This is a genomic window from Verticiella alkaliphila, assembly GCF_018904615.1.
Taxonomy (GTDB): Bacteria; Pseudomonadota; Gammaproteobacteria; order Burkholderiales; family Burkholderiaceae_B; genus Verticiella; species Verticiella alkaliphila.
Genome location: NZ_JADCNH010000004.1, coordinates 149,301 through 162,831, shown reverse-complemented (window position 1 = coordinate 162,831; position 13,531 = coordinate 149,301). Strand labels below are relative to the sequence as shown.

The window sequence follows — 13,531 nt, the reverse complement described above, 5'->3', positions numbered from 1 at the left end:
CCGCGCATTGTGGGGGAAGTCGCCCCAAGTTGCAAGACGCGAGGCGGCCTGCCGAGGGGCCTGGCGGCTTGCGTGTGGCACACTTCGGGCTGTCTTCACTTGATGCGCCTCGCATGTCCGACACCACTGCCTCCTCGCCTCGCCGTCTTGTCATCGCCACCCGGGAAAGCCGGCTCGCCCTCTGGCAGGCCGAGCACGTGAAGGCACGGCTCGAAGCCCTGTACCCGGATTGCACTGTCGAGCTGCTCGGCATGACGACACGGGGTGACCGCATCCTGGATCGCACGCTGTCCAAGGTGGGTGGCAAGGGGCTCTTCATCAAGGAGCTGGAGACGGCGTTGCTCGACGGGCGCGCGGATCTCGCCGTGCATTCGCTCAAGGACGTGCCGGTTGATCTGGAAGCCGAATTCTCCCTCGCGGCGGTCATGACCCGGGAAGATCCGCGGGACGCGTTCGTCTCGCCGCAGTACGCCACGCTCGCGGACATGCCCCCGGGCGCGCGCGTGGGCACCTCCAGCCTGCGTCGCGAATCCCAGATCCGGGCGCGCTATCCGCAATTGCAGGTGTTGCCGCTGCGCGGCAATCTGGACACGCGTCTTGGCAAGCTCGACCGTGGCGAGTACGACGCCATCGTGCTGGCGGCAGCCGGCCTTACTCGCCTCGGCCTGGGCGATCGCATCCGCGCCCTGCTGGCCGTGGAAGACAGTTTGCCGGCCGCAGGGCAGGGCGCGCTCGGTATCGAGGTGCGCGCTGACCGCGCCGATCTGCACGCGTGGCTGGCGCCCTTGTCCGATGCGGCAAGCCTGGCCTGCGCCACGGCGGAGCGGGCCGTGTCGCGCGCGTTGGGTGGGTCGTGCCAGGTGCCGCTGGCCGCCTATGCCGAGCACGACGCCGATGGCGCATCGCTCTATCTGCGTGCGCTGGTGGCGCGTCCCGATGGCAAGACTGTGATGCGTTCCGAGCAACGCGGCCCCGCCGCCGACGCCGACCGGCTCGGCCGTCTTGCCGCGCAGAGTCTGCTGGACGAAGGCGCCGACCGGCTGCTCGCCACCGTGGCGCAGGTCGTCGCTGACGACTCGGTGCAGTCGCGGTGAGCGCCGACGACGCCGGCGCGTCCCAGGCGCCGGGCAGTCACGTCGCCATCCTGACCCGGCCTGCCGGGCAGTCCGCAGAGCTCGCCGAATGCTTGCTCGCCCAGGGCTGGCAGGTCTACGACTGGCCCGCGCTTCTCCTGACCGGCTTGCCCGCGATCGACGTGCCGCAGCCGAGCGCCTTCGATCTCGTCATGTGCGTGAGCGGCAATGCGGTGCGCTTCTACTTCGAGCAGTTGGCCGCCGCCCGTGGCACGGCAGAGGCCGCCTGGCCCCGTGACGTGCCGATCGCCGTGGTGGGGCCGACCAGCGCGGCGGCGGTGCGCGCGGCGAGCAACGGCCGCATCGACGTCATCGCGCCCCCGCTCGATGCGCCGTCCTTCGATTCGGAAGCCCTGTGGGCACGGCTTCAATCCCTGCCGCAGATGCCGCGCAAGGTACTGATCGTGCGCGGCGGCGAGGGGCCCCAGGGCCACGGCCGTAGCTGGCTCGCGGATCGCCTGGTCGAATCCGGTGCGCAGGTGACGCTGCATGCAGCCTATCGGCGCACCGCGGCGATCTGGCCTGCCCAGCGCATGCGACAGCTGCGCGCCTGGCGCGCGAGCGGCCTTCGGCCGGTGTGGCATGTCTCCAGTCGCGAGGCGCTCACGTCCATCCTGCAGCAGGTGGGCACGACGGCTGCGATTGCGGGGTGGGCCGGCAGCCGCATCGTGGTCCCGCACGCGCGCATCGCCCAGGCGCTCGTCGAGATCGCCGACAGTTGCGGCGCGCGACACGCGTCGCGGCGGGTCCGGGGACGGCGGCAGACCCCGCATGCATCGTGATACAAACGAGCATGCCAACCGACGCTGCCGTGTTTGCAACCATCGTCAACTAGAATTCCACGCATGAGCATCCCAGACGACAACGATCACGCCGCGCGTACCGGCGACAGCGCGCCCGGCGCGCCCTTGGCGAGCCCGCAGCCGGTCTCGCATCCCGCGGCCCCGACAGCGCCGGATTCCACCCAGGAGGAGCGCCGCCGTTCGGTGTCGCGGTGGCTGGGTGCCGGCTTGGTGGTTGCCGTCATCGTGATCGTGGCGCTGGCCGCTGCACTGCGGCATCAGCAACAGCAGCTCGACAATTTTGGCCGTGAAGCCACGCGGCGTTTGAACGACATGAGCGCGGCCGTGGAAGAGGCCCGCACGCAGTCGCGCCAGGCGGCGTCCGTCGCCACCGGGCAGGATGGTCGCCTGGGTGCGCTGGATCAGCGCGTGCAGCGCGCCGAAGACCAACAAAAGGCCCTGGCGCAGTCCTATCGCGAACTCGTGAGCGGCAACGACGAGGCATTGCTCGTCGATGTCGAACAGAGCTTGATGATGGCGGCCGAGCAATTGCAGTGGACGGGCCGTGTGCCGAGTGCCATTGCCGCCCTTCAATTGGCCGAGGCGCGTCTGGCTCGCGCCGGACGTCCGGGATTCATCAGCGCCCAGCAGGCGATCGGCCGTGATGTGAATCGTCTCCAAGCCGTGCCGGCACCCGCCGTCTCCGACATCGCGGCGCGCATCGAGCGCCTCATGACGCAGGTCGATTCGCTCCCGCTCGCCGCCGTGGGCACGGGCGTGACGCCGGTGGAAGGCACTGCCGCACCGGTCGAGGCGCCCGTGGCGGAAACGCCGGAGGCCGTCGCGCCCGACGCGCCGTGGTGGAAGCGGGCCTGGGCGCCGGTGAGTGAATGGTCTGGCCGCGCCCGTGAGGCCACGCTTGCCGAGCTGCGCGAGCTCGTCAACGTGCGTCGCATCGATTCGCCGGACGCCTTGCTCCTGGCACCCGAGCAGGGCACGTGGCTGCGCACCAACGTGCGCTTGCGCCTGACCGAAGCCCGCATCGCATTGCTGTCGCGTCACGCCGACATCTGGCGCGCGGATCTGGCCAGTGCCGCCGATGCTGTGCGCCGTTACGCGGATCCGGAAGCGGCCGCCACGCGCCAATGGCTGCGCCAGGTGGAGGAGCTGGGCGAGATCGATCCGGCGCCCGCGCTGCCTGATCTGAACGAGAGTCTGACCGCCGTGCGCGCGTTGCTCAGTCGCGCCAGTGCCGAGGCATTGGACGCCCAGACGGGAGGCTGAGCATGAAAACCTGGGTCTGGACCCTGTTGCTCCTGATCGTCGCAGTCGGCCTGGCGGTCGTCGCGCGCGACCATGCCGGCAATGTCGTCATCATCGCCCCGCCTTACCGGATCGAAGTGAGCCTAGCGTTCGCGATCGCGGTCCTCGTGGGTCTATTCATCCTTTTGCATCTGTTGCTGCGCCTGGCTGGCTGGACGCTGGGTGTGAGCCAGCGCGTGCGTCTGTGGCAACAGCAGCGCGAGCTCGTGCGCGAGCATGAGCGCCTCGAGCAAGGCTGGATCAACCTCCTGCAGGGCCATTACGTGCGTGCCGAGCAAGGCTTCGGTCAGGTCGCGCTCGCCACCCACCACGTCGATCGGCGCGTGCTGGCGTATCTGTCCAGCGCGCGTGCTGCGCACGCCATGCAGCAGACGGACCGTGCCGAAGCCGCGCTGCAGTCGGCCGCATCGGCCGCACGCAACAAGCCGCCGCTCGCCCTTGCCGTGGCCTGCACCGGCGCGGACATCCGGCTCGCGCAAGGCCGCGCCGCCGATGCGCTGGCCACGCTGGAGCCCGTACGTCAGGGTGGCGCCCGTCACGTGCACGTGCAGCGCCTGCTCCTGCGCATCTATCTCGCGTTGCCGAACTGGGAGGAGGCGCTCAAGCTCGCGCGTACGCTCTCCCGTCATCGTGCGGCGGACATGGATGTGAATCCCACGATCGCCCAAGCGGCGGCGCAGTGGCTGCGCAGCGCCGGCGACGAGCCGGCTCGCCGTGCCGTGTGGAAGTCCTTGAAGGCCTCGGAACGCACCCAGCCGGAGGTGGCGCTGGCGGCCGCCGACGTGTTTGCCGACGATCCCGTCTTTGTGCGCAAGATCCTGCAGACCGCGCTCGAACCGAATCTCGATGCCCGCCTGCTGACGGCCTATGCCGTGTGCGGCCCCGAGGAAGCTGGCCAGCGCTTGCAGCGGGCCGAGACGTGGCTGCAGACGCATCCGCGTCACCCTGAGTTGCTGCGTGTGCTGGGAAGCCTCTGCATGCAGCGCCAGTTGTGGGGGCCGGCCACGGGCTATCTGCAGCGCAGCCTGCAGGAGCGCGACGATCCGCGCACGCACGCGTTGCTGGGCAGCCTGTATGATCGCCTGGACAAACCCGCGTTGGCGAGCCGCCATTGGCAGCTGGCGACGGCGGCCGTGGTTGGCCTGACCGTGCTGGATCGCGACGGCGCACTGCCCGCCGCCGATATTCTTGGCGACCCGGAGCGCCTGGCCCTGGACACCACGGATTTCGAGGACGAGGCGCTCACGGTCCCCGTCGTGATCGAGGCGCCGCCCTCGACCGCGACCGCCGAGGACGAGGATGCCTGGGGTGCGGCCGATCTGCCCCCGCGCGATCCGGATACGCTGTCCACGGGTGACGAGCCTGATGTGCGGCCCGTGCCGGGTGCGCCGACGTCGCGTTGAAGCCACTTTCTTTTTTACCCGTTTTCCGCAGAAGGAAACTCAGATGAGCCTGACCCAAGTCCCCGCCGGGAGCAAGCTGCCCGACGAATTCAACGTGATCATCGAAATCCCGATGACCGCCGACCCGGTCAAGTACGAAGTCGACAAGGAAACCGGCGCGCTGTTCGTGGATCGCTTCATGACCACCGCCATGCACTACCCGTGCAATTACGGCTACGTGCCGGCCACGCTGTCGGATGACGGCGACCCCGTCGACGTGCTCGTGATGGCCCCGTTCCCCGTCGTGTGCGGCGCGGTCGTCAAGTGCCGCGCCATCGGCGTGCTGGAAATGGAAGACGAAGCCGGCGGCGACGCCAAGGTGCTCGCCGTTCCGGTCACCAAGCTGCTGCCGAACTACGCGCACCTCGAGAAGCCCGAAGACCTCCCGGCCATCGAGCTGGCCCGTATCCAGCACTTCTTCGAACACTACAAGGATCTGGAAAAGGGCAAGTGGGTAAAGGTGAAGGGATGGGCCGGCCCGGAAGCCGCTCGCGCTGAAATTTCGCAAAGCGCCCAGCGCTACGCGGACCAATCCCGCGCCTGATCGGAGTCAGGCACGATTCTCGCTGAGGGGGCGCGAGCTGGACCGTTTTCAACGTTCCGCTCGCCGCGGGAAGGCCCGCAAAGCTACCGTACTCAGGAGATCGTCATGATTCAAAAGTTTGTTCTCGCGCTGCTGTTGGGCGCCAGCACCTTGGCCGCAGGCTGCAACACCGTCGAGGGCGCTGGTCGCGACATCGAGCGCGGTGGTGAAAAGATGCAGGGTGCTGCTGAACGCGCGCGTTAAGCAGACGTCCCAAAACAAAAAAGGGTGCTCCCAACGGAGCGCCCTTTTTTGTTGCGCGCCGGCGGCGCGTTCTTTTCCTCCCGCGACGACGGCGGGCATTGTTCGGACATTGGCGATGCCCTTGGCGCGCTCTGATATATTGCGGCGATGCATGTTCTGTTGCTTGTCGCTCTCGTGTCTCTGGGCTTGGTGTCCGTTGTTGCCGCAGCCTTTGGCGTGATTCTGGGCGGCTCATTGATCATCGTCGGCGCGCAGGGCGGGATGGGCTTCCCATTCGTGGGCGTCGGGTGGCGCGAAGGCCTGGTTGTGTTGGCCGCCGGCAATGGCATCAGCTGCCTTGCGAATGTCATTATTCTGGCATTGCTGCGTTGGCCGGCCGAACTGGGTTGGCTTCGGCGCCTTGTTGTCCGTGTCCAGGTGGTTCCTGCAGTCATCGCGCTTGCCCTCGGGATCGCACACGGTGCGACGGTGTGGCGAGACGACATCGGTAGATCACGTGCACATACCGTCGACACGCAGCTGGCCGATGGCAGCGCCGCAGCCGTCTCGGCGCTGATGCGCTGTACCGGCACCTGCGAGAAGTGGCTGAGCGCCGACAATCAGTTGCTGCTGGGCGCCCGCTACGATCGGCAGGATTGGGTTGCGATGGCACTCGAACGCGGCGGCGGCCTGAGATCGTACGGCTATCGCGCCAGCCTCGAGACGCCCGTATCCTGCAGCGCAGGTGTCGTCGTGAAGTATGCGGATGCGCTCGAACTGGCCTTGATCCATGACAATGCCCAGATGATCGATGCGCTGCTGCGTAGCGCAGATCATGGCGCCATCCTCGGCGCTCTTTATACGGCCGTCGTACTTGGACGACAGGCAAGCACGCAGCGCTTGCTCGCCGCCGCAGGATGGCCAGGCCTGCCCCCAGCGCTCGCCGATCATGCAGAGATCGTCACCGGCAGCCGGGACATCGTGGCTCCTGCGCAGCCCTTGTCGTGCGATCTGCCATCCTGGGAATCGCTGGGTTATCCGGCGAAGGGGCGTTGACGACGGCAGCAAGTGCTGCCGTCATGGGCGATAGCGGTGTCGCCGCTCGCTACAGCGTCACGCCGCCGACAGGGCGCCCAGCGGGGCAGGGCTCGCCCGTCTGCAGCGCATCGAGCAGACGCAGCGTTTCATCGGGGCTGCGGCCAATCATGGCGTTCGTCACGCTCACGTGCTGGATCACGTTGTCGTGATCGACGAGGAAGGTGGCGCGCATGGGCGTGCCGGTGCTGCGGTCGCGGATGCCGAGTTGTTCGATGAGATCGCCGGTCATGTCGGCGAACTGGTAGTGGTTGAGCCGAGAGAGTTCGGCGTGCTCACGGCGCCAGCCAAGCTTGGCGTATTCGCTGTCCGTGGAGCCGCCCATGAGCACGGCGTCGCGCGCCTCGAATTCGGGGGCCAGTCTGGCGAAGCCCAGGATCTCGCTGGGGCACAGATCGCTGAAATCCTTCACGTAGAAGTAGATGACCTTCCACTTGCCGGGGAAGGAGCTTTCCGTGATGGTCTCGAAAGCTGAGATGCCGTTCTCATCGGCCAGGTTGAAGCCGGGCTTGACGCCGGTGACGCGGAAGGGATCGAGTTTGTCGCCTACGGTTTTCATGCAGTCTCCATGCAGGGGTCACCCTACCGATTCTACTTGCCGTTGTAGGCGGGCAGCGTGATCCTGGCGCACAGGCCACCGTTCGTGCGGCGAATGAGTTCCAGGCTGCCGCCCGAGGGGAGCAGCAAGCGGCGCACGATGGCCAGGCCCAGGCCAGCGCCGGAGGCGTCGGTACGCGCACCCGCGCCGCGTACGAATGGGCGGATGAGGCGCTCGCGCTCCTCGTCGGCAATGCCGGGTCCGCGATCGCACACGTCGATGCAGATCTCGTTGCCGCGCGCGAAGGCGCGCACCAGGATCTCCAGCGGCTTGCCGGGCGACTGGCCGTACTTGCGTGCGTTCTCGATCAGGTTGACGAGCGCGCGCTGCAGATCGGCGGAGTTGATGCGGGCCTGCAATCCTGGCGCGATCGCCATGCTCAGCAGGCCGCCGCGCGCCACCGTCACGGTCTGCTCGCGCTCGGCCACGGTGAGGGCGAGTTCGGAGACGTCCGTGGCGCCCTTGGCGTTGGAGGCGGGGCGGGCGTACTCCAGGAACTGGCCGATGGTGTGATCGATCTGGGCGAGGTCGCTATCGATGCCGTTGCGAGCCTCGTCCGACATCGGGCTCATCTCGATCTCGAGCCGAATCCGTGCGAGCGGCGTGCGCAGGTCGTGCGAGATGCCAGCCAGCATCAGAGCGCGATCGGCTTCGGCGCGATCGAGCTCGCTCACCATGCGATTGAAGCTCGCGTTCACGCTGCGGATCTCGTCCGGGCCGGATTCTTCGGGCAGCGGCGTGGGCGGCTCGCCGCGCGACAACGCCTGAGCCGCGCGGGCAAGGCGGGAAAGGGGACGATTGACGAAGCCCACGATCATCGCGGCGCCCAGGAGCGAGAGCAGCAGGGCGGCCAGACCCCAGCCCAACCACTGCACGCCATCATGCCGTTCCGTACGTGCGCGTTCGAGCACGGCCCAGTAGTTGTCGCCCTCGATGCTGAAGCTTACCCACAGGCCAGGCATGTCGTTGACCGCCCACTTGATCTGCGTCTGCGGGCCGAGCTGGTGCATGATCTGCGCAGACACCCACTGCATCAGCGTGGTGTCAGGCAGCGGCTCGGATCGATCGGCGGGGTCGCGCGGGTAGATCTGGATGCCTTCGTTGGTGGCGAGGTCCAGAAGGAGGAAGCGGCGGCGGATGGGGGCGGAGTAGACCAGTGCGGCGCGCGTGATGTTCACCGCGGTGACGATCTGCTGCGCCATCTGGTGGGCACGAGGCTCGATTTCCATGTTGCGGAAAGCCTGAAGCCAGGCAGCCAGGCTCGCGACCATCAACGCGGTCAACAACAGGAACGTACGGCCGAAAAGCCCCCAACGAACGATTCTACGCATGGTGGGGCAGGTGGCCGGCGGCCGAGGCCGCCGGATTGCAAGGCATCAGATCAGGTCCCGCCGTCCGGCACGAACACGTAGCCCATGCCCCAAACCGTCTGGATGAAGACCGGCTTGGCCGGATCGACTTCGATGAGCTTACGCAGACGCGAGATCTGCACGTCCAGGCTGCGGTCGAAGGCCTCGTATTCGCGGCCGCGGGCGAGCTCCATGAGCTTGTCGCGCGACAGCGGAATCTTGGGGTGGCGGGCAAACACCTTCAGGACGGAGAATTCGCCGGTGGTGATCGGCACCGGCTCGCCATCCTTCAGCAGGGTACGCGTGGACAGGTTGAGGACCCAGGGACCGAAGCGGACCCAGTCGTCTTCTTCCTGGCTGGGCGCGCCGGGATGCTCTTCGGGGCCGCGGCGACGCAGCACCGCATTGATGCGGGCGAGCAGCTCACGCGGGTTGAAGGGCTTGGAGAGATAATCGTCGGCACCCATTTCCAGGCCCACGATGCGATCGATGTCCTCGGCCTTGGCCGTGAGCATGATGATCGGGGTATTGTTGTGGGCGCCACGCAGGCGGCGGCAAACCGACAGGCCATCCTCGCCAGGCATCATGAGATCGAGCACGAGGAGATCGAAGTGCTCACGCTGCCAGGCCTTGTCCATGGCATTCGCGTCTTCGACGGCGGTGACGTTGAACCCTTGCTCGGACAGGTAGCGCCGAAGCAGGTCCCGTAGCCGCCCGTCATCATCCACGACCAGGATTTTCTTGGGCAGAGCAGGTGTATGGCTATGTGGCATTTGACGCAAGGAAGGGAGTCGGGATAAATGTAACTGTAGCGGAGAGGCCACGCCTCCACTATGGGAAATCATCCGTTGTTACATAATAACGCGACTGGTGACGCCTGACCCCCGAAACCCCCATCGTATGATGGCCACTCAGTGCAGTGAAGAGTGTCGAGTCATGCTCCAAAAGCTTGCTTGTCTGGCCGTTGTCGCAGGGGGATTGCACTCCGGTGCGGCCTTTGCGCAGTTCGCTCCCGTGCGCAGCGATGATGGTTTGCCCCGTGCTGCCGGCTTCGAATCGCCCCATGCGTCGCTGGGTGCCGTGACGGCGCAGACCCTGTCGCTCACGCATGCCGCGGGGCTGTCGGACGAGACCTTCGGGTTGTCCGATTCCGAGCGGTTCCAGCTTCGCCAGCAGATCCGCGATGCTGCAGAGGATATCTACGCATCGCCCAGCCGCAAGCCGTCGTTGCCGCGTGATCGCGCGGTGCCGGTGCGTCGCTGATTCCTATCTTTCTGATGCGTCGTTGAGACGGCTCCGTGCCCCTCTGACGCCCGGGCTGCCGCTACAATGCGCGCAGTATGCCCGACTGCCTCCTTGCCCTCGAAACTTCGTCCGATCGTTGCGGCGTCGCCTTGCTGCGCACGCATGCCGACGGCACGACCCGCCTGCATCTTGCCGCCCATGATGGGGCCGCAGAACACTCGGCGCGCATTCTCCCCCTGATCGATTCCGTGCTGGCCGAGGCCGGGGTGTCGCGCGAGGCCATCGGCGCCGTGGCCTTCGGCTCGGGCCCGGGCGGCTTCACCGGCCTGCGCGTGGCGTGTGGCGTGACGCAGGGCATCGCGTTCGCCCTGAACATCCCTGTGGTGGCGGTGCCGTCGCACGCGGCGGTGGCCTGGCGTCTGCGCGACGATCCGGCGCCTGTGCGGGTCATCGCGCTCGATGCTCGGATGGATGAAATCTACGCCGCGGTGTATCGCCAATCCGGCGACGACACTGTCTGTCTTCAGGCGCCCGTGCTGATTGCCACGGCGGGCCTCGCGCCGTGGGTGCAGGCTCAGGCCGAGGCGTGGGGCGTGCCGCCGGACGACGATGCGGGTCTGTGCGTGGCGGGCGATTGCGCGTCGGCACTGCACCAAGCCGGTGGCTTGCGCCCGGCGTGGTTGCGCGATGCGCCGTTGCGCCCGGACGCTGAAGCGGTGGCCTGGCTGGGCCTGGCGGCCTGGCGGGCCGGCGAGACCGTGCCCGCCGAGGCCGCGCAGCCGCTCTACGTGCGGGACAAAGTGGCCTTCACCACTCGCGAGCGCGCCGAAGGCGCGGGTGGCAATCCTCGTGCAGGGAGCCCGGTATGACGTTGCGCTACGCGCGCATGAGTGTGGCCGACCTCGATGACGTCAGCCGTATCGAAAACGCCGTCTACACCCACCCCTGGACGCGAGGCAACTTCGCCGATTCGCTCGCCGCGGGCAACTTGGCCTGGGTGGTGCGCGAAGATGGCCGGCTGCTCGCCTATTGCGTCGTGATGATGTCTCCAGACGACGCGCATCTCCTGAACATCAGTGTGGACGCGCCCGCGCAGCACCGTGGCATCGGCCGCGAGCTGCTGGCCTGGGTGGCGGATCAGACCTTGGCTGCCGGCGTGCCTGCCGTGTTGCTGGAAGTGCGGGTGAGCAATACCCGGGCGCTGCAGATGTATGAACGCGCTGGCTATGTCCGAATCGGCTTGCGTCGCAGCTATTACCCTGCCATGGAAGGCCGCGAGGATGCCATCGTGATGCGCAAGACGTTGATGGCGAACGAGGAAAGCGCATGAGTCAGCCGACAGGACTTCGTCGCGCGTGGATGCGCGAGATCGGCATCGAACACCTGTGGCGCCTGCCCGAGCCGCCGGCTGTGCCGGAGGCGGTTGCTGCGGCGCCCGCGCCTCAGGAGGCGGTTATCGCCGCCGAGCCTACGGCGCCTGTGGAGGCGACGCCCGAGCCCGCGCCAGCAGAACACGTGAGCGCCCAGCCAGCCTCGACGGCGCCTGGCTCCTCTGAATTGACGCAGACGCCGCACTCTTTGGGGGACGCGATATCGAGCGAGTCCGCCGACAGGGAGCCGACGCCGGCCGCTGCTGAGGCGTCCGAGCCCGTGGGTGACGAGCCGGCCGCGTCGGCCTCGGCCGATCTGTTCCGGCGCGAGCCGCTCCCGGATCCTTATCGGTCGCAATCCCCGTCGACGAAGGCGTCGGCGCCATCGGATGAGGCACCCGTCCACACGCGGGTCCCGGTGGCCGACGTCTATCACCGCGAACCGTATGTCGATCCCGCCGAGGCGAGCCAAGCCGCATCGGAAGCCGATGCTGCCCCGGACGCCCATCCCTGGGTGGCCGTGCGCGCGCCCGCCACGCGACCCGATCAGGAAGATTGGCTGCTCGTGGGCGATACGCTGGACAAGGATGTCGCTGCGCCCGGACGTCAGCGTTTTCTGACGGCGCTTCTGGCAGCCCAGGGGCATGCCCTGGGCGACGTCGCGGCCTGGCCGCAGGCGGCGGAAGAGGGCGCCGCTGCGCTCGTCGTCATCGGCGAGGCGGCCATGGCCGCGCTCGCGCCCGGTGGCAAGCTCTATGCAGTCGGGGAAATTGCTGTCGATGGCGTGCCGTTGCCGGCGTTGCTGCTGCCTTCCCTGGCCCAGGCGAGTCTCAATGCCGAGGGCAAGGCCGCCACGTGGCGCGGCCTGTTGCGCCTGTCGGCGCAGGTCAACGGCGAGCCTGACTGAGCACTGAGCACGCGGCGCCGTTGCCGCGCCGCGGGCGCAGCCCCCGCCCGGGTTGCCGGGCGGGCAGGATGAGGCTCAGCGCTTGAGCGCCGTGCCGTAGCCGTGATGGCCGATCTGGTCGTCCAGGTTCGGATCGGCGCGGTGATTGGCGCGGTTCCACGCCATGATCATCAGCATCAGCGAGGACACCAGCAGGCCGAACATCACGATGATGACGTTGATGGAGATGTCCATCCAGAGCATCAGCGAGTAGGCCGCGACCATCAGCAGGATGTTCAGCTGTTCGTTGAAGTTCTGCACGGCGATGGAGTGGCCGGCCGACAGCAACACGTGGCCGCGATGCTGCAACAGCGCATTCATCGGGACCACGAAGAAGCCGCCCAGCCCGCCGATGAGAATGAGGAGGATGTAGACCGCCACCATGTTCTCGACGAGCGGCATCAGCAGCACGACGAAGCCCATGCCCACGCCCATCGACAGCACCGTGAGTGCCCGCTTGAGCGGCACGCGGCCGGCGAGGATGGCGCCGCCGATGGTGCCGACGGCTGCCACGCCCATGAGGATCGAGGACTCGTCCAGGGTGAGCCCCAGGTGCTGGCCGCCCCATTCGATCACGACCATCTGGAGCGTGGCGCCCGCGCCCCAGAAGAGCGTGGTGACGGCCAGCGAGATCTGACCGAGCTTGTCGCGCCACAGGGTGCGCACGTAGTAGCTGAATTCCTTGACCAGGCGCACCGGGCTGGTGTGCTGCGGCGGGTAGATCACGCCCGTGCGCGGGATCAGCAGGTTGAAGATCGCGGCGACGACATAGACGAGTGCGATGACGACGAGCGCGGCTTCGGCTGGGGTAGAGAGGCCGGGCACGATGTGCCAGCTGAGAATGCGGCTGGAGATGGCCGGGCTGATGAGGGCGCCGCCCACCATCACGCCCAGCAGCACCGAGACCACCGTAAGGCCTTCGATCCAGCTGTTGCCCTTGACCAGCAGGCTCGGGGGCAGCATTTCCGTGACGATGCCGTACTTGGCCGGCGAGTAGGCCGCCGCGCCGATGCCCACGACCGCGTAGGCCACGAGCACGAGGTAGGTCTGCTGGTCGGTGGTGAGGCCGAAGCTGCCATAGCAGAACATCAGCAGGCAGCCGGCCACCTTGATCGTGTTCGTGTAGAACATGACGCGGCCCTTGGGCCGGCTGTCCGCGAACGCGCCGACGAACGCGGCCAGCACCACATAGGACAGCGCGAACGACCACTTGGCCATCGGCGCGAGCCAGCTCGGGCCGTGCAACTGCTGGATGAGGGCGATCGCTGCGATGAGCAAGGCATTGTCCGCCAGCGATGAAAAGAATTGGGCCGCCATGACCAGGTAGAAACCTCTGGGGATGGATGCCTTGCTGGCGTGACTCAAAATGTCTCTCTCAGTACACACGGACCTGGGAAGGCCGCTGGTTCAACAGGGGCAACTGCGCACGCTGGGACAGCCGCATGCGGTGTGAGTTCCGGGACATCGCGACCGACATTTCTG

The 13,531-nt window shown here is 67.3% G+C and carries 15 protein-coding genes; 11 read left to right on the top strand and 4 right to left on the bottom strand.

Translation table 11 applies throughout. The annotated features are described in order from the left end of the window. The first annotated feature begins 113 nt into the window (after positions 1-113). The 7 genes from hemC (at position 114) to IMZ29_RS04785 (ending at position 6,502) form a co-directional block, all read left to right on the top strand. On the top strand, positions 114-1,094 hold the full coding sequence (gene hemC / locus IMZ29_RS04815) for a hydroxymethylbilane synthase (RefSeq protein WP_216181228.1): 981 nt from the start codon (positions 114-116) through the stop codon (positions 1,092-1,094). After that, entirely contained in the window at positions 1,091-1,915 is an 825-nt protein-coding gene (locus IMZ29_RS04810; RefSeq protein WP_216181225.1) for a uroporphyrinogen-III synthase, read from the top strand. Before hemC ends, IMZ29_RS04810 begins: the two co-directional genes overlap by 4 nt. A 63-nt stretch (positions 1,916-1,978) precedes the next feature. Further along, complete coding sequence (locus IMZ29_RS04805; protein WP_216181222.1) at positions 1,979-3,199, top strand: uroporphyrinogen-III C-methyltransferase; 1,221 nt, start codon at positions 1,979-1,981, stop codon at positions 3,197-3,199. 2 nt (positions 3,200-3,201) lie between these two features. Next, complete coding sequence (locus tag IMZ29_RS04800; RefSeq protein ID WP_216181219.1) at positions 3,202-4,641, top strand: heme biosynthesis HemY N-terminal domain-containing protein; 1,440 nt, start codon at positions 3,202-3,204, stop codon at positions 4,639-4,641. Positions 4,642-4,684: 43 nt separating this feature from the next. Continuing rightward, the gene (gene ppa / locus IMZ29_RS04795) at positions 4,685-5,224 is read left to right on the top strand and encodes an inorganic diphosphatase (RefSeq protein ID WP_216181216.1); all 540 of its coding nucleotides are present in this window, start codon (positions 4,685-4,687) and stop codon (positions 5,222-5,224) included. Positions 5,225-5,329: 105 nt separating this feature from the next. After that, the gene (locus IMZ29_RS04790; RefSeq protein ID WP_216181214.1) at positions 5,330-5,467 is read left to right on the top strand and encodes an entericidin A/B family lipoprotein; all 138 of its coding nucleotides are present in this window, start codon (positions 5,330-5,332) and stop codon (positions 5,465-5,467) included. A gap of 147 nt (positions 5,468-5,614) precedes the next feature. After that, entirely contained in the window at positions 5,615-6,502 is an 888-nt protein-coding gene (locus IMZ29_RS04785; protein ID WP_216181211.1) for a hypothetical protein, read from the top strand. A gap of 49 nt (positions 6,503-6,551) precedes the next feature. Here IMZ29_RS04785 and IMZ29_RS04780 read toward each other — a convergent pair whose 3' ends face one another. The 3 genes from IMZ29_RS04780 to ompR are packed head-to-tail and all read right to left on the bottom strand — an operon-like array spanning position 6,552 to position 9,261. Then, positions 6,552-7,100, bottom strand: coding sequence for a peroxiredoxin (locus IMZ29_RS04780; protein ID WP_216181208.1), 549 nt, complete (start codon positions 7,098-7,100; stop codon positions 6,552-6,554). A 32-nt stretch (positions 7,101-7,132) separates the two neighbouring features. Next, positions 7,133-8,470 (bottom strand): ATP-binding protein, encoded by a 1,338-nt coding sequence (locus IMZ29_RS04775; protein ID WP_216181204.1) that lies wholly within the window; start codon positions 8,468-8,470, stop codon positions 7,133-7,135. Positions 8,471-8,520: 50 nt separating this feature from the next. Then, complete coding sequence (gene ompR, locus IMZ29_RS04770; RefSeq protein WP_216181201.1) at positions 8,521-9,261, bottom strand: osmolarity response regulator transcription factor OmpR; 741 nt, start codon at positions 9,259-9,261, stop codon at positions 8,521-8,523. A gap of 163 nt (positions 9,262-9,424) precedes the next feature. On the opposite strand from ompR, the gene IMZ29_RS04765 reads away from it, so the two are divergent. The 4 genes from IMZ29_RS04765 to IMZ29_RS04755 all read left to right on the top strand — a co-directional run bounded on the left by IMZ29_RS04765 (position 9,425) and on the right by IMZ29_RS04755 (position 12,010). Next, positions 9,425-9,751, top strand: coding sequence for a hypothetical protein (locus IMZ29_RS04765; protein ID WP_216181198.1), 327 nt, complete (start codon positions 9,425-9,427; stop codon positions 9,749-9,751). A gap of 77 nt (positions 9,752-9,828) precedes the next feature. Further along, positions 9,829-10,602: a tRNA (adenosine(37)-N6)-threonylcarbamoyltransferase complex dimerization subunit type 1 TsaB gene (gene tsaB, locus IMZ29_RS22585; protein ID WP_253206831.1), complete on the top strand. Its 774-nt coding sequence runs from the start codon at positions 9,829-9,831 to the stop codon at positions 10,600-10,602. After that, positions 10,599-11,063 (top strand): ribosomal protein S18-alanine N-acetyltransferase, encoded by a 465-nt coding sequence (gene rimI / locus IMZ29_RS22580; RefSeq protein ID WP_253206829.1) that lies wholly within the window; start codon positions 10,599-10,601, stop codon positions 11,061-11,063. Before tsaB ends, rimI begins: the two co-directional genes overlap by 4 nt. After that, complete coding sequence (locus tag IMZ29_RS04755) at positions 11,060-12,010, top strand: hypothetical protein (protein ID WP_216181195.1); 951 nt, start codon at positions 11,060-11,062, stop codon at positions 12,008-12,010. The genes rimI and IMZ29_RS04755 overlap by 4 nt, the downstream gene beginning before the upstream one ends. A 75-nt stretch (positions 12,011-12,085) precedes the next feature. Here IMZ29_RS04755 and lplT read toward each other — a convergent pair whose 3' ends face one another. Continuing rightward, complete coding sequence (lplT, locus tag IMZ29_RS04750) at positions 12,086-13,390, bottom strand: lysophospholipid transporter LplT (protein ID WP_216181391.1); 1,305 nt, start codon at positions 13,388-13,390, stop codon at positions 12,086-12,088. Positions 13,391-13,531 lie beyond the last annotated feature (141 nt).